Source organism: Sphingomonas sp. RS6, assembly GCF_054489705.1.
In genome coordinates this window covers 1-23,291 of sequence record NZ_JBTMWM010000002.1, presented here as the reverse complement: position 1 = coordinate 23,291, position 23,291 = coordinate 1, and the positions used below count along the sequence as shown (strand labels likewise).

General features: G+C 67.9%; 19 protein-coding genes. 9 read left to right on the top strand and 10 right to left on the bottom strand.

The features are described 5' to 3' along the window. On the bottom strand, window positions 1–447 hold the full coding sequence (locus ACX40Y_RS04855; RefSeq protein ID WP_459118426.1) for a response regulator: 447 nt from the start codon (window positions 445–447) through the stop codon (window positions 1–3). Continuing rightward, window positions 444–1,547 (bottom strand): PAS domain-containing protein, encoded by a 1,104-nt coding sequence (locus ACX40Y_RS04850; protein ID WP_459118425.1) that lies wholly within the window; start codon window positions 1,545–1,547, stop codon window positions 444–446. The genes ACX40Y_RS04855 and ACX40Y_RS04850 overlap by 4 nt, the downstream gene beginning before the upstream one ends. Window positions 1,548–1,869: 322 nt before the next feature. Between ACX40Y_RS04850 and ACX40Y_RS04845 the strand changes: the two genes are divergently transcribed. Next, entirely contained in the window at window positions 1,870–2,667 is a 798-nt protein-coding gene (locus ACX40Y_RS04845) for a Coq4 family protein (RefSeq protein ID WP_459118424.1), read from the top strand. A gap of 41 nt (window positions 2,668–2,708) precedes the next feature. Here ACX40Y_RS04845 and ACX40Y_RS04840 read toward each other — a convergent pair whose 3' ends face one another. Next, window positions 2,709–3,488, bottom strand: a complete 780-nt coding sequence (locus ACX40Y_RS04840; protein ID WP_459118423.1) for a hypothetical protein — start codon at window positions 3,486–3,488, stop codon at window positions 2,709–2,711. A 78-nt stretch (window positions 3,489–3,566) separates the two neighbouring features. On the opposite strand from ACX40Y_RS04840, the gene recF reads away from it, so the two are divergent. Further along, a complete protein-coding gene (gene recF, locus ACX40Y_RS04835) occupies window positions 3,567–4,634 on the top strand; it encodes a DNA replication/repair protein RecF (RefSeq protein WP_459118422.1) in 1,068 nt (355 codons plus the stop codon). Window positions 4,635–4,659: 25 nt separating this feature from the next. On the opposite strand, the gene ACX40Y_RS04830 is transcribed toward recF, so the two are convergent. Next, window positions 4,660–5,472, bottom strand: a complete 813-nt coding sequence (locus tag ACX40Y_RS04830) for an EF-hand domain-containing protein (protein WP_459118421.1) — start codon at window positions 5,470–5,472, stop codon at window positions 4,660–4,662. Between the two features lie 457 nt (window positions 5,473–5,929). Here ACX40Y_RS04830 and ACX40Y_RS04825 point away from each other — a divergent pair, with 457 nt between their 5' ends. Both ACX40Y_RS04825 and gyrB read left to right on the top strand, forming a co-directional pair. After that, the gene (locus ACX40Y_RS04825) at window positions 5,930–6,298 is read left to right on the top strand and encodes an ArsR/SmtB family transcription factor (protein ID WP_459118420.1); all 369 of its coding nucleotides are present in this window, start codon (window positions 5,930–5,932) and stop codon (window positions 6,296–6,298) included. Window positions 6,299–6,348: 50 nt separating this feature from the next. Beyond that, window positions 6,349–8,853, top strand: a complete 2,505-nt coding sequence (gyrB, locus tag ACX40Y_RS04820) for a DNA topoisomerase (ATP-hydrolyzing) subunit B (protein ID WP_459118419.1) — start codon at window positions 6,349–6,351, stop codon at window positions 8,851–8,853. A gap of 18 nt (window positions 8,854–8,871) precedes the next feature. On the opposite strand, the gene ACX40Y_RS04815 is transcribed toward gyrB, so the two are convergent. The 4 genes from ACX40Y_RS04815 to ACX40Y_RS04800 form a co-directional block, all read right to left on the bottom strand. After that, on the bottom strand, window positions 8,872–11,298 hold the full coding sequence (locus tag ACX40Y_RS04815; protein WP_459118418.1) for an ABC transporter permease: 2,427 nt from the start codon (window positions 11,296–11,298) through the stop codon (window positions 8,872–8,874). A gap of 8 nt (window positions 11,299–11,306) precedes the next feature. Beyond that, window positions 11,307–13,718: an ABC transporter permease gene (locus tag ACX40Y_RS04810; protein WP_459118417.1), complete on the bottom strand. Its 2,412-nt coding sequence runs from the start codon at window positions 13,716–13,718 to the stop codon at window positions 11,307–11,309. A gap of 94 nt (window positions 13,719–13,812) precedes the next feature. Then, window positions 13,813–14,493, bottom strand: a complete 681-nt coding sequence (locus ACX40Y_RS04805) for an ABC transporter ATP-binding protein (protein WP_459118416.1) — start codon at window positions 14,491–14,493, stop codon at window positions 13,813–13,815. 11 nt (window positions 14,494–14,504) lie between these two features. Beyond that, a complete protein-coding gene (locus tag ACX40Y_RS04800; protein ID WP_459118415.1) occupies window positions 14,505–15,788 on the bottom strand; it encodes an efflux RND transporter periplasmic adaptor subunit in 1,284 nt (427 codons plus the stop codon). A 138-nt stretch (window positions 15,789–15,926) separates the two neighbouring features. Here ACX40Y_RS04800 and ACX40Y_RS04795 point away from each other — a divergent pair, with 138 nt between their 5' ends. Then, window positions 15,927–17,171, top strand: coding sequence for a sigma-54-dependent transcriptional regulator (locus tag ACX40Y_RS04795; protein WP_459118414.1), 1,245 nt, complete (start codon window positions 15,927–15,929; stop codon window positions 17,169–17,171). A 13-nt stretch (window positions 17,172–17,184) separates the two neighbouring features. Further along, complete coding sequence (locus tag ACX40Y_RS04790) at window positions 17,185–18,318, top strand: sensor histidine kinase (RefSeq protein ID WP_459118413.1); 1,134 nt, start codon at window positions 17,185–17,187, stop codon at window positions 18,316–18,318. 24 nt (window positions 18,319–18,342) lie between these two features. Here ACX40Y_RS04790 and purU read toward each other — a convergent pair whose 3' ends face one another. Both purU and ACX40Y_RS04780 read right to left on the bottom strand, forming a co-directional pair. Continuing rightward, window positions 18,343–19,200, bottom strand: a complete 858-nt coding sequence (purU, locus tag ACX40Y_RS04785; protein ID WP_459118412.1) for a formyltetrahydrofolate deformylase — start codon at window positions 19,198–19,200, stop codon at window positions 18,343–18,345. Beyond that, window positions 19,193–20,095, bottom strand: a complete 903-nt coding sequence (locus ACX40Y_RS04780; protein ID WP_459118411.1) for a methylenetetrahydrofolate reductase — start codon at window positions 20,093–20,095, stop codon at window positions 19,193–19,195. The genes purU and ACX40Y_RS04780 overlap by 8 nt, the downstream gene beginning before the upstream one ends. Window positions 20,096–20,194: 99 nt before the next feature. Between ACX40Y_RS04780 and ACX40Y_RS04775 the strand changes: the two genes are divergently transcribed. The 3 genes from ACX40Y_RS04775 to ACX40Y_RS04765 all read left to right on the top strand — a co-directional run. Then, window positions 20,195–20,899 carry an alpha/beta fold hydrolase gene (locus ACX40Y_RS04775; RefSeq protein ID WP_459118864.1) on the top strand — a complete coding sequence of 235 codons (705 nt, stop codon included), beginning with the start codon at window positions 20,195–20,197 and terminating at the stop codon, window positions 20,897–20,899. A 4-nt stretch (window positions 20,900–20,903) separates the two neighbouring features. Next, window positions 20,904–22,313, top strand: coding sequence for a syringate O-demethylase (desA, locus tag ACX40Y_RS04770; protein ID WP_459118410.1), 1,410 nt, complete (start codon window positions 20,904–20,906; stop codon window positions 22,311–22,313). Window positions 22,314–22,542: 229 nt separating this feature from the next. Further along, the coding region (locus tag ACX40Y_RS04765; protein WP_459118409.1) for an IclR family transcriptional regulator at window positions 22,543–23,291 on the top strand (749 nt) is incomplete at its 3' end.

Sequence of the window (23,291 nt, the reverse complement as noted above, 5' to 3'; positions counted from 1 at the left end):
TCACGCCCAGCGCGCGGGAAAGCTCGGAAATTCGATGAAGCTCGGCGGCGCGCCGGTCGAAGGCGGCGGGTCGCACACGCCTTCGCCGATATAGCGGAGCGCCATCGACAGCCCGGAGCGTGAAAATGGCTTGGGGATGATGCCGTGCGCGCCGGCCAGGTCGGGCGGAACCTTTTTCGGATTGGCGGTGACGAACACCACCACCGTGTCCGCCCAGCGGCGGTGGATCAGGCCGGACACGTCGATGCCGCTCGATCCGCCGGCCAGCTGGACGTCGACCAGCGCGACATCGGGCGCGGGGCTTTCGGGCAGCGCCTCCACCTCGGCGAACGACGCAGCCTCGGCTAGCACATGGTGGCCGCAATCCTCCACCATCGCCTCGATATCCATCGCCAGCAGCATCTCATCCTCGACGATCAGGACGTTCATCGGCGTGGTGGGCGTCATGAATCCTGCTCCAGTGGAAAGCGTATCGTCACGCGTGTGCCAGGATAGGCCTGCGTCCATTTCGTCTCCGCGCGCAGCTGGCGCGACAGTCTCAGGATCAGCGCGCGGCCCAGGCCCTCGGCGGGCATCTCGCCGGCGATGCCGGGACCGTCATCGGTGACGACGATCTCGGCCACCGTGTCGTCGCGCCGTGCCGTCACCGTCATGCGGCCCGGGCGGCCGTCGCGATAGGCGTGCTTGACGGCGTTGGTCAGCACTTCGTTGAGCACCAGCCCCAGCGCCGCGGCATCGCTCGCCGCCACCTCGATCGGCTCCACGTCGACATCCACGATGATGTCGTCGCGGCCGCTCGCGCCGATCACGTCGGGCACCAGCGTCGCGACGAACGCGCCGACGTCGAATCGGGTGACGTCCTCGGACTGGTAGAGCCGGCGATGGACCGTCGCCAGCGCGTCGATCCGCTCGAGCATCGCCTCCAGCTTTGCGCCGATCGCCGGATCGTCGATCGTCCGCGCCTGCAGGCGGATCAGCGATCCGATCATCGTCAGGTTGTTCTTCACGCGGTGGTCCACCTCGTGGAGCAGCATCGTCTTGGCGGCGAGCGCGTCCTGCAGCGCCTCGGTCCGCCGCGCGACCTCGCGCTCCACCTTTGCCTTCTCCTCGGCGATCGCCGCCTGCGCCTCGATCCGGTCGGTCATGTCGAGCTGCGAGGCGAAGAAGAACTCGATCTCGCCCGCGCTGTTGCGCACCGGGCTCAGATACAGCGCATTCCAGAACGGCGTGCCGTCCTTGCGATAGTTGAGCAGGTCGACCGAGAAGTCGGTCCCCGCCTCGATTGCCGCGCGCACCTGCGCCACCGCCTCGCGGTCGGTGTCCGGCCCCTGCAGGAACCGGCAGTTGCGCCCGATGATCTCGTCGCGGCCATAGCCGGTCAGCCGCTGGAACGCCTCGTTGCAGAAGATGATCGGATTGTCGTCCTGGCGCGGGTCGGTGATGATCATCGCCATGCGCGTCGCGCGCACCGCTGCCGCAAACGGATCGCCGCGCCCCTGCTCATGGGCGATGTCGTCCGTCAGATGCCAGTTGTCGCGTTGCAGCAAATCAGACCTCCTCACCGCCAGCTTCTTTCGAACCCGCCCGGACATAACCGTCGTCGTGCCGCTTTGGTCCCGAATAGTGCCGATTGCCGCTGGATCGCGTGGTTGATGCGCCCTTGACGACGCCCCCCGCGCTTTCCCCGGCTTGGCGCCGCGGCCGCTCCGGGGCATTCCATCGCCAAGCCCCGAGGGTCGCACTCCTGCGGGACCCGGGTCGGACGGCGGTCGCATCCCGCCCGCCGTCCGCCTCGATCCGGGTTGCAGCGCGATTGAAATCGCGGCCCGGTCATTCTATTTACATGACTGTCAATTAACAGGCGACGGCATGGCAACCCAGGCTTCTCACCCGACCCGCGCGGCGATCGATGCGCCGACGCCCCCCGCGATCAACCCCGGCATTCCGCTGCGGCGCGAATGGGGCACCGCCTTCGCCGCCTTGCGCCGCCTGCTCGCCGATGGCGACGACACCGAACAGGTGTTCCGCATCATGCGCGCGCTCAACGGCGATGTCAGCCAGCGCAACTATCGCCGCCTGCTCACGCTGCCCCAGGGCGGCCGGATCGCCTATCGCCGGGTCGAGCTGGCCGAGCGGCTGTGCGACCGCGACTGGATCGACGGCTTCGCCCCCGGCACCGTCGGCGCCGCCTATCGCGCGTTTCTCGACGCGACCGGCTATACCGCGCAGGGCCTGGCCGAGGTCAGCATGGTCGAAGGCGGCTTCCAGAGCATGGATGTCGAACATCCCTATGCCTGGATGGGCCGGCGCGAGCGCGACATCCACGATCTCTGGCACGTGCTCACCGGCTACAAGGCGAGCGAGCATCTTGGCGAACTCTGCCTCGTCGCCTTTTCCTATGCCCAGACGGGCGGGCTCGGCTGGGGGGCGATCGCGCTCGCCGGTGGGCTCAAGACGATCCGCGTCACCCGCCGCCTCGATTGCGTCCGCGCGATCATCGAGGGGTATCGCCACGGCAAGCGTGCCGCATGGCTGCATGGCGAGGATTATGAGGCGCTGCTCGCCGAGCCGCTCGAGGCTGCGCGCCGCCGCCTGAACATCGCCGATCCGGTTCGCTACCGGATCGCCCAGGCCAGTCTGGAAGCGGCGGGAATCGCCGCCATCTGATCGCCCGGTGCCGGCATATCGCGCCGGCACCGGGCCGCGCATCACTTCGCCGCCGGGCTCGCCGTGGCGGTCGGCGCCGGCGTCGCGCCGGCCGTGCCCTTGGCACCGGCAGCCTTGGCCGCGTCGAGCGCCTTGTTCGCCTGGTCCATGATCCGCTGGCGCAGCGCCGCGCGGTCGAGCACCTTCGGCAGCGCGAACTCGCTCGCCGGGATCGCGCCGGTGGTCACGTCGGTCAGCGTCATCGCCTCGCCCATGCGCAGCGGCATGCCCTTCTTCAGCGTGTCCTCCAGCACCTGCTCGGCCTTGGGTACGCTGGTATAGACGGTCGCCATGCGCTGGCCGGTCAGCTGCGTCTGCATCGCCACCGCCTTGGCGACATTGGCATAGGCCGGATCGGTGTTGATCACGATCTGGATCGAATCGCCGTTCGGATTGCCCTTGGGCTGCACGCGCCAGATCTCGCCCTTCTTCTCGCCCACCTTCTCCTCGCCGACCTCGATCGCTTCATAATCGGGGTCTTCGGGCAACGCCTTGGGCTCGACGCCGTTCTGCTTGGCGATATCGGCGGTCGCGCCGACGAAATCGGCGAAGCTCGCGGCGAATTTCTCGCTGCCGTCGTTGATGACGACATAATCGACACCGCCCTTGCGGATCAGCGTCTGCTGGCCGGCCTCGACCTTCAGGTTGCCGTCGGCAGCCGCCTTGATCGTGATCGTGCCGCGGCCGCCGCCGACGCTGTAGTGCGCCGTCACGTCCTCGGGTGCCTTGGAGCAGGCCGCGACCAGGCTGAGCGCGGCGATAATGAGCGTTTTGCGGATCATGATGTCTGGGTCCCCTAACTTGCCCACCTATCAGGCAAGTGGTGTTCGTGAGCAAGGGGCTGCGCTACAGCCCTGCGCATGGCCGTCAAGCGTCTCGTGCTTACCGATTTTCGCAACCATGCCGATGCCGTGCTCGCGCCGGGCGCGGGGTTCGTGGTGCTCAGCGGCGAAAACGGCGCCGGCAAGACCAATATTCTCGAGGCGCTGTCGCTGCTTGCGCCCGGCCGGGGCCTGCGCGCCAGCCCGCTCGGCGAGATGGCGCGCCAGGGCGGCAGCGGCGGATTCGGCGTCGCCGCGACGCTCGACGCGGCCGAAATCGGCACCGGCGCGCGCGCCGATGCGCCCGAGCGCCGGCTGGTGCGGGTCAACGGTGCCGCCGCCGCCGCGAACAGCCTCGCCGAATGGACGACGGTCCTCTGGCTCACCCCGGCGATGGACCGGCTGTTCGTCGACGCGCCGGGCGACCGCCGCCGCTTCCTTGATCGGCTCACGCTCGCGCTCGCGCCCGGCCATGCCCATCACGCGACCCGCTACGAAGCGGCGATGCGTGAACGCAACCGGCTGCTGGCCGGCGAAACCCCGCCGGACCCGGCCTGGCTCGACGCGATCGAGGCGCGGATGACGGAGCATGGCGCGGCGATCGACGCCGCCCGGCGCGAAACGGTCGCGGCGCTCGACGCCGCGCTCGCCGCGCAGCCGCCCGGCCCCTTCGCCCGGGCCGGTCTGATGCTGGCCGGGTGGGAGGGTGATGCGCGCGCGCTCGCCGACGCGCTTCGTGAAGGCCGGCGCCGCGATGCCGCCGCCGGCCGCACGCTCGCCGGCCCGCATCGCGCCGATCTTCAGGTCACGCATCTCGACAAGGACCAGCCGGCGCATCGCTGCTCGACCGGCGAGCAAAAGGCGCTGCTGCTCGGAATCGTCCTCGCCCATGCCGAACTGGTCGCCGCCCGCGCCGGGCGCGCGCCGATCCTGTTGCTCGACGAAGTGGCGGCGCATCTCGATCCCGGCCGCCGCGCCGCGCTCTTCGAACGGCTCGCGGGCCGCGGCCAGGTCTGGATGACCGGCACCGAGCCCGCGCTGTTCGAGGCCGTGCCCGGCGACGCCACGCGCTACCGGGTGGCGGAGGGCCAGGTGCTGCCGGGCTGAACCGGCAGCGGCCAACCCCCGGCGATCACAGATACAGCTTGTCGACCACCTCGGGATTGCGAACTTCCTTCGCATCGGTGTCGCGCAGATATTCCTCGCCGCGCGTCGACAGATAGAGCGACTTGCCGTCGCGGAACAGCAGCACATCGTCCAGCGGCACGCCCACTTCGGTGCGCGGCACGCCGCCCAGCGTGGTGAAATCGGTGCCGCGCAGGTCGATCATCGCATAATAGCGATTATTGTCCTCGGTGCGCACGATCCGGTCGATCTGGCCCACCGTATCGCCCTTCAGGTTGACGACCTTCTGCCCCTCGAACACGTCGGTATCGACCGGCGTCACCGTCAGATAATAGGTCGCGGTCACATAATCGGGATTATACCAGCGGACGCCGCGATCATTGGCGCTGGCATAGGTGTTGCCCCGCGTCGCCGCACTGGCCCAGCCATTGCCCTGTTGCGCGGTGTTCGCCTGCATCGCCTGTGCTTGCGTCGCCTGTGTTTGCATCGTCTTCTGCTGCATCAGCGTCGGCGCATTGGCGAATTCGGTCGGCGTGATCATGCCGTTATTGTCCAGGTCCAGCGTGCTGAAGCTGCGCGAGATCGTCGTGCCCCAATTGCTGCGCTGGTCGGCGCGATAGCTGCTCAACTGGCTGCGCCCGATCGTGTTCATCCGAAACTGGCTGAATTCCTGGCGGGACAGTTTCTCGTCATTGTTGCGGTCGGCCGCCTCGAACCATTCGGCGCGGTTGTGAAAGCCGCTCGTCGTCTGGGCGCTGGCCTGGGTCGCCGGGATCGTGATCATGGCGATGGCGGTCGCCGTCAGCATTTGCTTGCGCATGTCGCTTCTCCATTCTCGATCTGAAATGAAAACGCCCACGTCGCGCGGGTCGTTATCTCGACAATGGCTGATTAGCGGCATGGTTCCGCTCGTATTTCACTTGGCGCGTGAATCAAAACATCCACTCAACAACGCACGCCAAATGCGTTTATTCGCAAGCACAATGCTTCCTGTTCAATGAAGATGGCCGATGCAAAGCCTCATCAGCCTAACGCGGATCTATAATTTCGCCCTATTGTCATCAAGGTCACGCTGCCGAACCGATCGACAACTGATCGATTGCGGACGGCATCTTGAAATGTAGGATAATCCCTGCTCGCTTCCCGGCATGGCCCACCATGCTTCCGCTCCGCCCCCACGCACTGCACGAACGCAAAGTTCGTCAAGCGGCCTTTCGGCGAAAACCGCGCAAATCCGGGGAAAACGGCCCGATTCATTGCCAACCGAACGGTGTGCAATGGCGACGATCCTTGCCGTGCACGATCTCATGGTCGGCGATGCGCTCGATGCGGTGTTCGGCGCGCTTGCCGACCCCACCCGCCGGGCGATGCTCGCGAGGCTGGCCGGCGGGCGTGCGGCGACGATGATGGCGCTTGCCAAGGGCCTGCCGGTCAGCGCCACCGCCGCTGCCAAGCATCTCGCCGTGCTCGAACGCGCCGGGCTGGTCGAGCGGCGCCGTGCCGGGCGCACCGTCTCGGTCGCGCTCGCCGCCGAGCCGATGGCAAAGGCCGCGCTCTGGCTGCTGGCGTGGAAGCCGTTATGGCCGGCATCGATCGTGCCGGTCGCCGGAATGCTCCATCGCGCCGCGATCCTGGCCCGCCAGTGACGGCGCAGCGGCACGCCATTTCGCTTTCGTTTTGCGGCGCCAATTCCTATATGCTCGGCATGGCAGACACTCCCCCGACGAACGATCCCAACGCGAATGATTATGGCGCCGACTCGATCAAGGTCCTGAAGGGCCTCGACGCGGTCCGCAAACGGCCCGGCATGTATATCGGCGACACCGACGACGGTTCGGGCCTGCACCACATGGTGTTCGAAGTGTCGGACAACGCGATCGACGAGGCGCTGGCCGGGCATTGCGACCTGATCCTGATCACGCTCAATCCGGACGGATCGGTCTCGGTCGAGGATAATGGCCGCGGCATCCCGACCGGCATCCACTCGGAAGAGGGCGTTTCGGCCGCCGAAGTGATCATGACCCAGCTCCATGCGGGCGGGAAGTTCGAGAACACCTCGGACAGCAATGCCTACAAGGTCTCGGGCGGCCTGCACGGCGTGGGCGTGTCGGTGGTCAATGCGCTCAGCGAGTGGCTCGATCTCAACATCTGGCGCGACGGCGAGGAGCATTACATGCGCTTCCGCCACGGCGATGCCGAGGCGCCGTTGAAGGTGATCGGCCCGGCGAACGGCAAGAAGGGCACGCGCGTGACCTTTCTCGCCAGCCCGGCGACCTTCAAGATCACCGAATATGATTTCGACAAGCTCGAGCATCGCTATCGCGAGCTCGCCTTCCTCAATTCGGGCGTGCGCCTGATCCTGCGCGACGCACGGCACGAGGAGGTGAAGGAAATCGAGCTGTTCTACGAAGGCGGCATCGCCGCGTTCGTGAAGTGGCTGGATCGCAACAAGGTCGCGCTGATGCCCGATCCGGTGGCGATCAGCGGCACCCGCGACGACGTGACGATCGACGTCGCGCTGGAGTGGAACGACAGCTATTACGAAAACGTCCTCTGCTTCACCAACAACATCCCGCAGCGCGACGGCGGCACCCATCTCGCGGCGTTCCGCGCGGCGCTGACCCGCACGCTCAACAACTATGCGGAAAAGTCGGGCGCGCTGAAGAAGGAGAAGGTCAGCCTCACCGGCGACGACATGCGCGAGGGCCTTACCGCGATCGTCTCGGTCAAGCTGCCGGACCCCAAGTTCAGCAGCCAGACCAAGGACAAGCTGGTCTCTTCCGAAGTCCGCCAGCCGCTCGAAAGCCTGATGGCCGACAAGCTGGCCGAATGGCTGGAAGAGAATCCCGCACATGCCCGCATGATCATCCAGAAGGTGATCGACGCCGCCGCCGCGCGCGAGGCCGCCAAGCGCGCCCGCGAGCTCACCCGCCGCAAGGGCGTAATGGATATCGCTTCGCTCCCCGGCAAGCTCGCCGACTGCCAGGAGCGCGATCCCGCCAAGTCCGAACTGTTCCTGGTGGAGGGTGACTCGGCCGGCGGCTCGGCCAAGCAGGGCCGCGATCGCCACTTCCAGGCGATCCTGCCCTTGCGCGGCAAGATCCTCAACGTCGAGCGCGCGCGCTTCGACCGGATGCTCGGCTCGAAGGAAATCGGCACACTCATCCAGGCGATGGGCACCGGTATCGGCCGCGACGACTTCAACGTCGAGAAGCTGCGCTACCACAAGATCGTCATCATGACCGACGCAGACGTGGACGGCGCGCATATCCGCACGCTGCTGCTGACCTTCTTCTACCGTCAGATGCCCGAGATCATCCAGAACGGGCACCTCTATATCGCCCAGCCGCCGCTCTATAAGGCGACCAAGGGCCGCTCCGAGGTGTACCTCAAGGACGACAACGCACTCGACCAGTATCTGGTCGATGCCGGCGTCGGTGGCACGGTGCTCGACACCAACGGCGCCCAGCGCTCGGGCGAGGACCTGCGCACGCTGGTCGAGCATGCCCGCCGCATGCGTACCCTCATGCGGTATGTGCCGCGCCGCTACGATCCGATGATCATCGAGGCGCTGGCGCTGGGCGGCGCGCTCGATCCGTCGGTGAGCCGCGAGCGCCATGCCGAGGAGCTGAAGACCGTCGTGCAGCGCCTCGACGCGGCCGATGCCGAGGCCCGCTGGAGCGCGCGCATCACCGAGGATGGCGGCTATCATTTCGAGCGGCTGTGGCGCGGCGTGACCGACCACCACATCGTCGAGGCCAGCTTCCTCGTCTCGGCCGAGGCGCGCAAGCTCCATGCGCTCGCCGCCGAGCAGGCGCCGGCCTATCTTTCCCCGTCCAAGCTGGTCTCGGCCAAGGGCGCGGCGACGGAGGCCGATGCGCCGGTGGCCGAGGACGACGCCCCCGTCGCGGTCGGCAAGGGCGAGACGCTGGTGTCGCGCCCCTCGCAGCTGCTGGACGCGATCCTCGCCTTCGGGCGCAAGGGCCTCGCGATCCAGCGCTACAAGGGGCTGGGCGAGATGAACGCGGAGCAGCTGTGGGAGACCACGCTCGATCCGCAGAACCGCTCGATGCTCCAGGTGGCGATCGATCAGGCCGATGTCGCCGATTCGATCTTCACCCAGCTGATGGGCGACGTGGTCGAACCGCGCCGCGAGTTCATCCAGCAGAACGCGCTCAGCGTCGCCAATCTCGACGTCTGAGCGCCACGCCGCCCGCCCCTATTCGTGACGCAGGGCGCGGGCGGGTTCGGCGCGGGCGCTGCGCCACGACTGGCTGATGACGGTGGCGACCGCGATGCCGATCGCCGTCGCGGATGCGAGCAGGAAATAGGCCGGCGACAGCGCGATCCGATCGCCGAACCCCGCCAGCCAGGCGCGGCTCGCCGCCCAGGCGATTGGCCAGGCGATCAGGTTAGCGAGCAGCACCGGCCGCAGGAACTGGCGGACCAGCAGGCGGAGGATATCGCCGGTCGACGCGCCTAGCGTCTTGCGGATGCCGATCTCCTTCACCCGCTGCGCGGTGCTGAACGCGGCCAGGCCCCACAGGCCGATACAGCCGATCAGCACGGCCAGCCCGGTGCCGATGCCGACCAGCCGGGTCGCATGTTCGTCGGCGGCGTAGAGGTCGGCCATCCGCTGGTCGGCGGTGGCACCACGGAACGGCACCTGCGGCACCAGCCGGCGCCACGTCTCCTGGACCTTTTCCAGCATCGCCCGCGGATCGCCGGTAAAGCGCAGCGTCGCGATAGGCTGGGGCACCAGGTCGCGGTAATAGATGTAGTAGGCGGCCGTATCGGCCGTGCGCGGGGAGAAGAAGCGAAGCTCGTCGATCACGCCGATGATCGTGCGCGGGCGGGGACCGCCCACCGTCTTCCCGACCGCTTCCTCGGGCGTACGGAAACCAAGCGCCGTCACGGCGCGCCGGTTGAGGATGACGTTGCGACCCAGATTCCAGCGCCTCCAGTCGGTGGAATCGTCGGCGGCATGCGCGTCGTCGACCAGCCGCCCGGCGAGCAGCCGCGGCTGATAGGTCTGGAAGAAGTCCGGTCCGACGCTGATCAGGCGCAACAGCGGGCCTTGCCCGGGCGGGCCCGGTTGCTCCACAATGTCGATGTTGCTGGTGCCATCGCCGCCCGGCGCTGCATTGGCCGTGCCGACGCGCTGCACGCCGGGCAACGCCCGCAGCGCCGCCAGCAGCGCATGCGCCTGATCCGCTCCGACCTTCGGATCGGCGAGCGAGGCGATGGTGATCAGCCCTTCGCGGCGGAAGCCCAGATCGGCGTCGCGCAGGTGACGCATCTGCACCGCCATCACGACCGTGCCGATCAGGAAGGCGATGGCGAGGCCGAACTGCACCACCACCAGCATTTCGCGCAGCCGCGCCCCCGCCTTGCCGCCCCCCGGCGTCCGCGCCGAGGCCAGCACTGCGGCGGCGTGAAAGCGCGACAGGACCAGCGCGGGGTACCCGCCGGCCAGCAGCCCGACGATCAGCGTAAGGCCCGCCAGCATCGGCAATGCCCCGCCATAGGGCATGGCAAGCGACAGGCCCCCGGCGGCGTTGACCAGCGGCAGCCCGACTTCGGCCAGCATCAACCCGAGCAGCGCAGCGACACCGACGGTGGCGACCGCCTCGCCCAGAAACTGGCCGATCAGCGCCGCACGGCTCGCCCCCACCACTTTGCGCATCGCCACCTCACGCGCACGCAGCCCGGCGCGGGCGGTGGCGAGGTTCACATAGTTGACGATGCCGATCAGCAAGGTGAGCAACCCGATCGTGCCGAGCGTGGTGATCATGAGCGCGCGGCTGGCGCTTTCGGCGCCCATCGGCTTCAGATGCGTGTCGGCGATCGGCACCAGCGGCAGCGACAGCATCTTGGAGGCGCCGGGGCCGAAATCGGGCTGGGCGCGGCGATCGATGAAGCCGGGCAGCTTCGCGGCAAAGGCGCGCGCGGCACCAGGGGTATCGAAGCGCAGCCAGGTACTGACCGACGCCGTCCCCCATTTATACCAGGTCCATTCGGCCGGTGGCGGCGTCTTCGGAATCGGAATCAGGATGGCGAGGCGGAGTTCGCTATTGGCCGGCAGATCCTCGAACACGCCGGCGACCCGGTAATTGGCGGGCGCGTCCATGCTGACCGTAATCGTCTGGCCGATCGGGTCGGCGCTGCCGAAATAGCGCCGTGCCGCCGACCGGCTGAGCAGCGCGGCGGACGGGTCCGCCAGCGCGCGGGCGCCGTCGCCCTGCACCATGGGCAGGGCGAACACGTCGAAGAAGTCGGGGTCGACCTGTGCGACATCTTCGGTCGTGGCGACGCCGCCGCGTAGCACCGCACCCCCGCGCTCTCCCCCGCGGATCCGCGTGCCGACCAGACGGGGAAAATCCTGCCGCATCTGCTCGAGCAGGCCCGCCATGGTCGTCGGATAAGCGCCGTTGAACGGGCTGCCGGGGAACTGCACCGCCGTATCCACGCGGTAGATGCGATCATTGCGCGGCAGCCAGCGCTCGAAGCTCGTCTCGAACCGGACATAGAGCGCGAGGATGAGGAAGGTGGCGATCCCCACCGCCAACCCGCCGATGGTGAGCGCGGCGTAGAGCCGATCGCGGGTGAGTGAGCGATAGAGGGCGACCCAGGCGAGGCGGTGCATGACGGCTCCTATTCGTAGCGCAGGGCGCGTGCGGGTTCGGCACGGGCAGTGCGCCAAGACTGGCCGATGACGGTGGCGACCGCGATCAGCACGGCGAGGGCTGAAGCGAGAAGGAAATAGGCGGGGGAGAGCGCGATCCGGTCATCGAAGGTCGACAGCCAGCGCTGCATCGCCACCCAGGCGAGCGGCCAGGCGATCAGGTTGGCAATCAGGACAGGTCGCAGGAACTTGCCGACCAGCAGCTTGAGCACGTCCGCGGTGGAGGCACCGAGTGCCTTGCGGATACCGATCTCCTTGATCCGCCGCGTCGTGTCGAACGCGGCCAGGCCATAGAGGCCGATGCAGCCGATCCCGATCGCCAGCACCGCACCCATGGTGAACAAGCGGGTGCGCTGGGTGTCCTGTTCGTAATAGCGCTTGTACAGGTTTTCCTCAACGGTGCGGCCGATGAACGGCTCGGTCGGCACGATCCGCTTCCACGCCGCCTCGATCGCATCGGCTGTCGCCCTCGGGTTGCCCGTGTAGCGAAGCGTGGCGAAGGACGCCTCGAACGGCTTGCTGCTGAAGCGATAGACCACGCCGCCCACCGCCTCGCGCGGGCCGCGAAAGCGCAGGTCGTCGATTACGCCGATCACGGTCATCGGGCCGTTGCCGCTCAGCGGCTTGCCGATCGCTTCCTGCGGGCTGCGGAACCCGAGCTTGGCGACGGCATCGCGGTTGAGGACGACGCTGTAGGGCGTGTCGCTGCCCTTGATGCGAAGTGCGAAATTGTCCGATGGGTGCGCATTGTCGAACACCCGCCCGGCGACCAGCCGCGCACCGAAGGTACCGAAATAGTTTTCACCAACCTGCACATGCATCAGTGAAGGCTTGATCGTCGCTTCCTTGCCGGGCTGGTACATCGAGGCGCGGTTGGTCATATTCTGATCGCCCGGCGCATTCTCCGCAGAGGTGACGTTCGTCACGCCCGGGATCGCCGCGAAGGCCCGGAGCAGCGCCGTCTTCTGTTCAGGCAGCACCGAATCCGAAACGAACGAGCGGACCACGTATAGTCCGTTGCGCTGGAAGCCCAAGTCTGCGGCGCGAATGTGAGCGGTCTGCGCAATCATCACGGTCGTGCCGATGGCGAAGGCGATGGCGACGGCGAACTGGCCAACCACCAGCCCGGCGCGGAGCCGCGCGCCGGCCTTGCCGCCGCCGGGCGCACGCGCCGAGGCCAGCACTGCGGCGGGCCGAAAGCCCGCCAGCACCACCGCAGGATAGAGGCCCGCGACGCCGCCGACCAGCAACACCAGCATCAGCAGCCCCGGCAGGATGCTTTGCGCACCCCAATAATCGACCGCGAGATTCAGGCCGCCCAGGCTGTTGAGGAAGGGGAGCGCAAGTTCGGCGAGCGCAAGCCCGATCAATGCCGCGAGTGCCACTGTCGCCACCGCGTCCAGCAGGAACTGAAGGATCAGCGCACGCTGGGTGCCGCCCAGGACCTTTCGGACGGCGACTTCGCGGGCGCGCAGTCCGGCGCGGGCGGTGGCGAGGTTGATATAGTTGACCACCGCGATCAGCAGCGTGAGGGCGCCCACGGCACCGAGTGTCGTGACCACCGCGCGATCGGCCGGATCGAACAGATGGTGATCGGTCAGTGCGCGCAGCGACTGTTCCCATTCGCCCTTCTTGATATCGCCGCCGAACACGCGGCGATCGGCAAAACGGTGCAATTCGTCTTCGAAGGCGCGGGCGGCAGCCTTGTCGGGAAAGCGTAGCAGGGTCGCGAGCGAAGTGCTGCCCCAGTGATCGAACCATTCGCTTGCGAAGCGTGCACGGTTCATCGGCACGTAGATTTCGGAGGTTAGGCTCTGATCCTTGCGATTGTTCGCGATCACTGCGCCGACCCGATAGGTGTAGGTCTTGTCGCCGATGACGATCGTCAGCGTGCGCCCCAGCGGGGACTGCGCGCCGAAATAGGTGGTGGCAACGCGCTGCGTGATCACTATGGTGTCTGGATCGGCGAGTGCACGGCTCGGGTCGCCGGCGAGCACCGGCAGGCGCATCAGCTGGAAATAATTTGGATCGACCGCTGTCAGATCCTCGCTGCTGCTCACCGCGCCCTGGCGGATGATGCCGCCAAGCGGCCAGAAGCGCGTGCCTTCGAGCTGCGGATAATCGGCGCGGAGATGTTCGAGCTCGGCCCCCATGGTATAGGGGCTCGGCGTCTCCGGGTAGCCGGGCATGTGGTAGGTTTCCTGGATCAGGTAGAGCCGGTCCGCGCCGGGGATCCACCGGTCGAACCCGGTCTCGAACCGCACGAACAGGTATAGCACCAGGAACACCGCGATGCCGAGCGCCAGCCCGCCGATGTTGAGCGCGGCGAACAGCTTGTGGCGGGTGAGCGAGCGATAGAAGCTGGTAAGCGCCGGGGTCATGGCGTCACTCCCGTTTCACGGGTGGTGGACAAATGGCGGAGCAGGGCGACGGCGAGGAGCAGCAGCACCAGCACGGTCAGGACGCGGTCAAGCTTCACGCCGCCCTCCGCACGGCGGACAATATCCTGCCGTCGAGCATGTGCACCGTCCGCCGGGCGATGTCGGCATGGGCCGGCGAGTGCGTCACCATCACGATGGTGGCGCCGTCGGCGTTGAGTCGAGTGAGGATGTCCATCACCTGCGCGCCGTTTTCGGAGTCGAGATTGCCGGTCGGTTCGTCGGCCAGGATCAGCTTCGGCTCGCTGACGATCGCGCGCGCGATCGCGGCGCGCTGCTGCTGGCCACCCGACAGCTGGTGCGGATGGTGGTCGCGACGATGCGCGATGCCGACCCGATCCATCGCCGCGTCGACCCGTTCGCGCTTCTCGCGCGCCGGCATCGAACGATAGGCGAGCGCCAGCGCGACATTCTCGGCGATCGTCAGTTCGTCGATCAGGTTGAAGCTCTGGAACACGAAGCCGAGCCGGTCGCGGCGGAGCTTCGCCAACTGGGCCTCGGCTACCCTGGCGATGTCCTCGCCTTCGAACAGGTACGCGCCACTGGTCGGCCGGTCGATCGTGCCAAGGATGTTGAGCAGCGTCGACTTGCCGCAGCCCGACGGCCCCATGATCGCCACGAACTCGCCCACTTCGACGGTCAGGTCGATTTCGGCGAGCGCTGTCGTTTCGACTTCGTCGGAGCGATAGGCGCGATGGATGGCTTTCAGTTCGATCATGGCGGGGCTCCTTAACGGATCAGCAGGGTCTGGTAGGGGGCGTAGGTGGCGAGCGGGCTAGTGACGATGCGGTCGCCGGGGGCGAGGCCGCTGGTCACTTCGACCTGGTCGGGATTGCGGCGGCCGGTGGCGATTGCCCGGCGCACGGCCCTGGCATCGCTGGTCAGCACGAAGGCGGTGGTACCGCCGGCATCGAGCCAGCCACCCGACGGTGCCACCACCGCGGACCGGTCGGCGCCGAGCGTCAGCCGCACGTCCAGCGTCTGGCCGCGGTTGAGCCCCGTCGGCGGGGCACCGGTAAAGCTGAGTTCGATGCGGAAGCGCCCTTCGGTCACCTGCGGCAGCACTTTGATGACGGTAAGCGGGATCGATCGCCCGTCGATATCCGCGACCGCGCTCAGCCGGGTGCGGACCCGGCCGAGATAGAATTGGTCGACATCGGCGGTCAGCTTCCAGGCATGTTCGGAATCGACCTGGCCGACGGCATCGCCGGGCTTCACCATCTGGCCCGGTTGCAGCGTAAAGGCGGTCAGCCGCCCCGCCACCGGCGCGCGCACCACCAGCGCGGCAAGGCCCGCGCGGGTCATCGCCAGGCTCTCGCGCAGCTCGCCGGCGGTCGCATCGACACCCGCCGACTGGGCGGCGAGCATCTTGTCCGCTTCCTGCGCGGCCCGGGTCAGCGCGGTCAGGCGCGCGCGCTGATAGGCGGCCTCGTCGCGCAGCGGCGCCAGCGCGGCGGCGGTGACGATCTGCTTGTCGAACAAGATCTGCTTCTGGCGCAACAGCGCCTCGGCCTTGGCCAATTCGTTGCGGGCGGAGGCGATGTCGCGCTGGGTCTGTTCGCGAGCTTGCTGGATCGACAGGCGCTGGCCGCTGATCGAACTCAGCTGGCCGGCGATGTTCGCCGAACGGCTGGCGACGTCGAGCGCAAGGTCGGGATTGGCCAGCCGGGCCAGCGGTGCGCCGGCGGCAACCGACTGACCGTCGCTGGCGATCAGCGCCTCGACCTGGCCGCCGCTGACCGCCGTGACATAGACGGTCTGGAGCGGTGCCACCTGCGCGCGCAGCGGCACATAATCGGCGAAGGCGGCGCGGGTCACCGGGGCGATGCGGATCGTTGCAGCATCGACCGCGAGCGACCCCGACGCGGGCATCCACCACCAGAGCAGGACAGCGGCGACCGCAATCACGACGCCGATCGCGCCGCGCAGCAACAGCTTGCGGCGGCGGGCATGCGGACGCTCGATCCGCCGGTCCATCGCGGCACCGTTGGTTGGAGGGAGGCTTGTTTCCATGCCGCCAGCGTAACTGATCGCGGCGTTCGCACCTAAAGCACTGTTTTTATGAAACTATCTGCAAGGGACTGGCGTGGGAGCCGAACAGTCGCCAAGCTAGTGTCCGAATCCGAACACTTGCCAGGAGCCGTCAAGCCCGTGTCCCCCGAATCACCGACCGTGCTGGTGATCGACGACGATCCCGACATCGTCCGCGCCGCGACCCTGCTGCTCGAGCGCAGCGGCATGCGCGTGATCGGGGCAGCCGATCCCGATGCGGCCTGGGTCCGGCTGGCCGAAGGGCCGGTGGACGCGATACTGCTCGACCTGAATTTCGCGCGCGGCCGGACCAGCGGCGAAGAGGGGTTTCGCATGCTCGACCGGCTGATCGCGGCGGATCGCAACGCCGTGGTGGTGGTCGTCACCGGGCACAGCGGCATCGCGGTGGCCGTGCAGGCGATGCGCGGCGGGGCGAGCGACTTCGTCATCAAACCGTGGAGCAACGAACGGCTGCTCGCCACGGTCGAGCGCGCAGTGGAGCTGCGCCGGGCGAAGCTGGCGGCGGCACCGGCGCCGACGGCGGAAGAGGCGCTGTTGCTGCTGGGCGAGGCGCCGGAGATCGAGACCGCACGCGGGCTGATCGCGCGGGTCGGGCCGACCGACGCCGCCGTGCTGCTCACTGGGCCCACGGGGAGCGGCAAGACACTCGCCGCGCAGATGCTCCACCGGGCCTCGCCGCGCGCCGAACGGCCGCTGGTGGCGCTCGATGCCGCCGTCGCGGATCTGGCGACGATCGAGGCGCGGGTTGCCGCCGCCGAGGACGCGACGCTGCTGGTCGAGGAAGTCGACCGGCTCGCGCCGGCGCTCCAGCCGGAACTGGCGCGTCGGCTGGGCGGCCTGCGCGTGCTTGCCACCAGCCGGCTGGACCGGGCAGGCCTCCGCGCCGCACTGATCGACGATCTGCGCTTCCGACTGAATGCGGTGGAGATCGTGCTGCCGCCGCTCGCCGGCCGGGGCGCCGATGCGGTGCTGCTCGCTCGGCACTTCCTGGCGCTGTTCGCCGGCCGCTATGGCCAGCCGCTACGTGGCCTGACCGACGAAGCCGCCCGCGCCATCGCCGCCGACAGCTGGCCCGAAGGTGTACACGGCCTGCGCCAGGTGATCGAGCGTGCGGTGCTGCTGGGCGGCGGTGAGGCGATCGACATTGCCGCGCTGGGTCTTGCGCTGGCTGCCGACGCGGTGGAGCCGCGCGCGATCAAGGCCGACCTCAACCTCAACCGCAGCGAAGCGGCGCTGGTCGCAGCGGCGCTGAAGCGCCACGCCTTCAATGTCAGCCGGGCGGCGGCCGAGCTGGGGCTGACGCGGGCAGCGCTCTACCGGCGGATGGCAAAATATGGGCTCTAGGGGTTGGGCAGCATTGCTGCGCAGCGCAGTGCTGATGCTGGCGGGTGCGGCCGGCGCGCTGGCTTGGCAGGCAGGTTTCTATGCCAGCGCGTTCGTCGCTGCGTTCACCGCGCTGCGGGCGATGGGGACGGCAGTGGCGGCGGCGCGCCAGCCCCGCGTACTTGCCCCGGCTGCGCAAGGGCCTGCGCCCGATCGGGCGTATCGCGAACGCCGGCTGACCGCGCTGCTCGATCTCTCGCCCGCGCCGATCGTCACGTTGGATGGCGAGGGGCGGCTGCATGTCGTCAATCGCGCTGCCCGGCGCCTGTTCGGAACGGCGGAGCTGGTCGCCGCGCCGCCGCCCGATCTTCTGGCGGCGATCGCGACGGGCCAGGCGCGGGCGGCAACCGTGACGATCGCCGGGCGAAGCTATGCGCTTACCACCAGCGATTTCGTGCTGGGCGGCAGCCAGAGCCGGCTCGCCGCACTGATCGATATCGACGCGGAACTGAAGGCGGCAGAGGCGGCGACGCTGCGCGATCTGGTGCAGGTGCTCAGCCACGAAATCGTCAATGCGCTGACGCCGATCGCCTCGCTCAGCCGGACGGCAGTGGCGATGCTGGACGATTCAGCGCCGGCGCTGCCCGCGATCCGCGACGCCGTGGCGACGGTGGCGCGGCGGGCCGAGGGGCTGCAACGCTTCGGCGAGTCATACCGTGCGCTCGCACGGCTTCCGGCACCGCAGCTGCAAACCATACGCATCGACGATCTCGTCGCCGATCTGGCCCGGCTGTTCGCAACACGCTGGCCCGGCCATGACCTGCAGGTGGCGGCAGCGGGATCGGCCCCGCTTCGGGCGGATGCCGATCAGCTGAGCGCCGCGCTCTGGGCGTTGCTCCAGAATGCGGCGGAAGCGACCGGCGGCGGCGGCGTCGCGACGCTGACGGTCGAGACCGGTGCCGGCGAGACCCGCTTCCGCATTGCCGACAACGGCCCCGGCATCGCCGCCGCGGACCGCGAGGCGATCTTTCGCCCCTTCTTCACCACCAAGTCGAACGGAAGCGGCGTCGGGCTGGCACTGGCACGGCAGATTTTCCTCGCACATGCCGGCGATCTCCGGCTGATACCCAGCGTGCGCGGCGCCTGCTTCGAGGGCTGGCTACCCTGATCGGCGGCGCGGGCACCCCGCCGCTCAATCCCGGAACACCACCGTCCGCGTTCCGTTGAGCAGCACCCGATCGTCGAGGTGAAGACGCACCGCCTCGGCGAGCACGCGCCGTTCGACGTCGCGGCCCTTGCGCACCAGATCGTCGGGCGTGTCGGCATGGCTGGCGGGTTCCACCGCCTGGTGGATGATCGGCCCCTCGTCGAGGTCGGAGGTCACATAATGTGCCGTTGCGCCGATCATCTTGACGCCGCGCTCATAGGCCTGGTGATAGGGCTTGGCGCCCTTGAAGCCCGGCAGGAAGCTGTGGTGAATGTTGATGCACCGGCCGGACAGGAACCGCGCCAGATCGTCCGACAGGATCTGCATGTAGCGCGCCAGAACGACAAGTTCGGCCCCCGTTTCGATCACGACCTGCTTCACCTGCGCCTCCTGCTGAGCCTTGGTCGCCGGGGTCGTCGGGAAATAGTGATAGGGTATGTCGCCGATGAGCGAGGTGTAGAGCCGTTCGCGCGGATGGTTGGAAATGATCGCCACCACCTCCATCGGCAGTTCGCCGAGGATCATGCGGTACAGCAGATCGCCCAGGCAATGATCCCAGCGCGACACCATCAGCACGACCTTGCGGCGGACGGCCTGGTCCTTCATCGTCCATTCCATGCCCGCTGCCTCGGCCAGCGGCGCAAAGGCGCGGCGTAGCGCTGCCAGCCCCTCGGCACCATCATGCTGGAACGCGACGCGCATGAAGAAGCGGGCGTTGCCGGCATCGTTGAACTGCTGCGCATCGACGATGTTGCAGCCATGCTCGCTCAGGAAACCGGAGACGCGGGCGACGAGCCCCAGCGAATCGGGGCATTGCAGGCGCAGGACGGCGATATCAGCCATGACGGATTGCTTCTCCTTCTGGGGCGCGATGTGCCCGGTCATAGTCGGCGATCCACGCGACGGTCTTTTCGACGCCGCCGAACGGATAGAAATGCAGCCGCACCGGACCATGCGTCGACGTCAAGCCCTTCGCCAGTGCCGCGACCAGCCGGTCCGGTCCGGCGGTGCCGAGCAGCTGGCCGATCGAGATGCCATATTTGGCCAGCACGGCGGCCGACGCCCCGACGCCGCAGCGCGCCGCGAACCGCACCAGCGTCTTGATCCCCGCCGGGCCGGGCACGCCGATCCGCACCGGCGCATCGATGCCCCGGCGCCTTAGCTCGGCCAGCCAGGCCAGCACCGCCGCAGCGTCGAATGCGAACTGGGTGACGATCAACGGCGCCAGTCCGCGCGCGGCGATCGCGTCGCATTTGGCCGCGAGCACCTGCCATGCCTGGTCGGACGACATATGGGGATGGCCCTCGGGATGGCCGCCGACGCCGATCGCCCGGATGCCCGCGCGCTCGAATGCGCCGCTGGCGATCAGCTCGCTGCTGTCGGAATAAGGGCCTTCGGGCGCGGGAGGATCACCGGCCACAACGAAGCAGCGCCGCACCGCCGCCCGTTCGGCGACCGCCGCGAGATAGGTTTCGAACTCGCTCGCCGCCGAGATGCGCCGCGCCGAGAAGTGCGGCATCGGCTCGAAGCCCAGCTGGCGCACCCGAACCGCCGCAGCCACCCGGGCATCCATCGCCTCGCCCGGCAGGAAGGTGATCGCGACCGGCGTTTCGGCCGGGATCGCGGCTGCGGCCGCCTCGAGCGACGCGACATCTTTCGCAGTGATCTCGATCGAATAGCCGTCGACCATATTGCGCGGCGGGTGCGCCCAGTTCGGATGAAGAATCGGCGTCGTCATCGATCTCTCCCAAGCTTGGGAAAGCCTCTAGCCGCGCCAACGAACTTCGTATAGACGAAACTTCACAAGCATGAATTTGGAGAGCCAGCGTTGCGAGTCGTGATCCTGCCCGGGCTGATGTGCGACGCGCGCATGTTTGCTGCGCAGCAGACGGCATTCGATGCGACGGTGATCGATGGCTATTATGGCGGGGCGGCGACGATCGAGGCGATGGCCGAACACGCGCTATCGGGGATTCCCGATGGCTGCGCGTTGTTCGGCCACTCAATGGGCGGACGGGTCGCCCTGGCGATGTGGCGCATGGCGCCCAATCGGATCGCGCGCATCGCGATCGCCAATAGCGGCGTTCACCCGGTTCGCCCCGGTGAAGCTGAGGCACGACATGCGCTGCTCGCGCTGGGCCGGACCGAGGGGATGGCGGCACTGGTCGATCGCTGGCTACCGCCGATGGTGGGCCCCGCGCTGCCGTTCGACAGCGACGGTTATCGCACGCTGCGGACGATGGCGATCGACGCGGGCGTCGAGGTCTATGCTGCGCAGATCGCGGCGCTGCTCGCTCGTCCCGATGCGATCTCGGTGCTGCCGACGCTTGCCTGTCCCGTCGCGATCATCGGTGGAGCACATGACCAATGGTCACCCGTTGCACAGCAACAGTCGATCGCAGCCGCCATTCCCGGCGCCATGATCGAGATCGTCGCCGATGCCGGCCACATGGCACCGGCCGAACAGCCCGAAGCCTTCAATCGCGCCGTGGCGCGATGGCTGGTTCACCCCAATCCGCAACCTTCGCCAAGCAAAGGATGATATAGTGACCGACAAGACCCTCCAGGCCGTGCTCGACGCACAGCCCAATATCGTCGATTTTCTGCGCAACCAGCAGGTGGGGCCGAATGTCTATCCCGGTGTGCCGGCCGAATATTCGAACTGGCGGGACGAGCAGCGCTCCTGGGCGGAAACCGCAGTGCTGTTCAACCAGAGCTTCCACATGGTCGATCTGCTCGTCACCGGGCCGGGGGCGTTCGACATGCTCTCCTATCTCGCGCCCAACAGCTTCAAGGGCTTCGTGCCAAACCGCGCCAAGCAGTTCGCACCGGTGACGCCGGAGGGCTATGTGATCGGCGACGTGATCCTCTTCTATCTGGATGAAGAGCGTTTCGAACTGGTCGGCCGCGCGCCGGCGATCGAATGGGTCGAATATTGGGCGTCGACGGGCAAGTGGGACGTCAAGGTCGAGCGCGACGAGCGCACCGCCGCGCGCCCGCGCGACCAGCAGGGCTATCGCCGCAACTATCGCTTCCAGCTCCAGGGGCCGAACGCGATGAAGGTGCTCGAACGCGCGATGGGCGCAACGCCGCCCGAACTCAAATTCTTCCACATGGCGCCGATCACCATCGCCGGCGTCGAGGTTCGCGCGCTGCGCCACGGCATGGTCGGCCAGCCGGGCTATGAACTGTTCGGCCCGTGGCAGGATTATGATGCCGTGCACGGTGCGCTGGTCGAAGCGGGCAAGGACTTCGGCCTCGTGCTGTGCGGCGGCCGGACCTACAGCTCGAACACGCTCGAATCGGGCTGGATCCCCTCGCCGCTTCCGGCGATCTACACCGGCGAAGGCACCAAGGCGTATCGCGAATGGCTCGGCGCCCGCGCTTATGAGGGGATGTGCTCGCTGGGCGGCAGCTTCGTCTCCGAGCGGATCGAGGATTATTATCTGACCCCTTGGGATCTGGGCTATGGCATCATGGTCAAGTTCGACCATGACTTCATCGGCCGCGCGGCGCTGGAGAAGATGAAGGACCGCCCGCACCGTCGCAAGGTCACGCTGGCGCTCGACAATGAGGACATCGTCCGCGTGATGTCGTCGATGCTCCAGACCGGCGACAAGGCGAAGTTCCTTGAATTCCCGAGCGCGGTCTATGCGATGCACCCCTATGACGCGGTGCTCAAGGACGGCAAGACGGTCGGCCTGTCGACCTGGATCGGCTACACGATCAACGCGGGCCGCTTCCTCGCGCTGGCGATGGTCGACGAATCGGTCGCCGCACCGGGCACCGAAGTGACGCTGCTGTGGGGCGAGCCCGACGGCGGCACCTCCAAGCCCACGGTCGAGCCGCATGTGCAGACCGAAATCCGCGCGACGGTCGCCCCGGCGCCCTATTCGGAGGTCGCCCGCGACAGCTATGCCGATGGCTGGCGCACCAAGGCCGTCCAGACGGCATGAGCGGACGGGCGCTGCAGCGGCGATGCGCGGCCGCAGCGCCCATGCCGGCACCCGCGTCGGCGCGCAGTCGCCGCGCTGGCATGTTGGCCCGAGCCGTGACATGGAGGCGCCTTTCCGCAACGGATCGGGGACGCTCCCGATCGGCTAACAGGGGACGCGAGGCGATGGCGATGGCGGCAGTGGAAGGTTCGAGCGGCGCACGCGCCGGCGCTCCGCTGCCGAGGCGCTGATGGCCGGTTCGCGGGACAGCGCCGGCCCGACCGCGGTCAAGTCGGCCGTTCGCACGCTCGACCTGATCGAATATGTCGTCGCCCGCCCTGACGGCGTTCCCGCCCAGGAGATCGCCACCGCGCTCGACATCCCGATGAGCAGCCTTTCCTATCTCGTGGCGACGCTCGTCGAGCGCAACTATCTGCGCCGTGACGGGCGGCTTCTCCAGCCCGGCGAAGGGCTCGAAAGGCTTGGCCGCGGCGCATCGCAATCGCTGCTCGACCGCGCCAGGCCGCTGGTTCGCGGGCTCAGGCGGCGGTTCGACGAGACCGCGTCGCTGTTCCAGGCCGTCGATTGGGAAATGACGGTGGTGATGACGGAAACGTCGCGCCAGAATCTACGCTACGCGCTCGATGTCGGCGCACGCGTGCCGCTCCATGCCATCGCCGCGGGCAAGGCGCTGCTCGCCAGCTATGACGATCGCCAGCTCGACGCCTATTTCGCCGCCAGCCAGCGATCGCGGTTCACGCCCCAGACCTTGTGCGACGAGGCGGTGTTGCGGCGGCAGATCGTCGAGATCCGGCGGAGCGGCGTGGCGGCGACCGAGGACGAGCTGACCCAGGGCATTTCGGGTCTCGGCATTTCGGCGTCGCGGGGCGGTGCGACACTGGTGGCGATCGGCGTTGCGGCGCCGTCGATTCGGATGAGCGCGGAGCTGCGGGATCAGATTGCTGGCGAGTTGCTGGCGATCAAGCAGCGGCTGGAGGG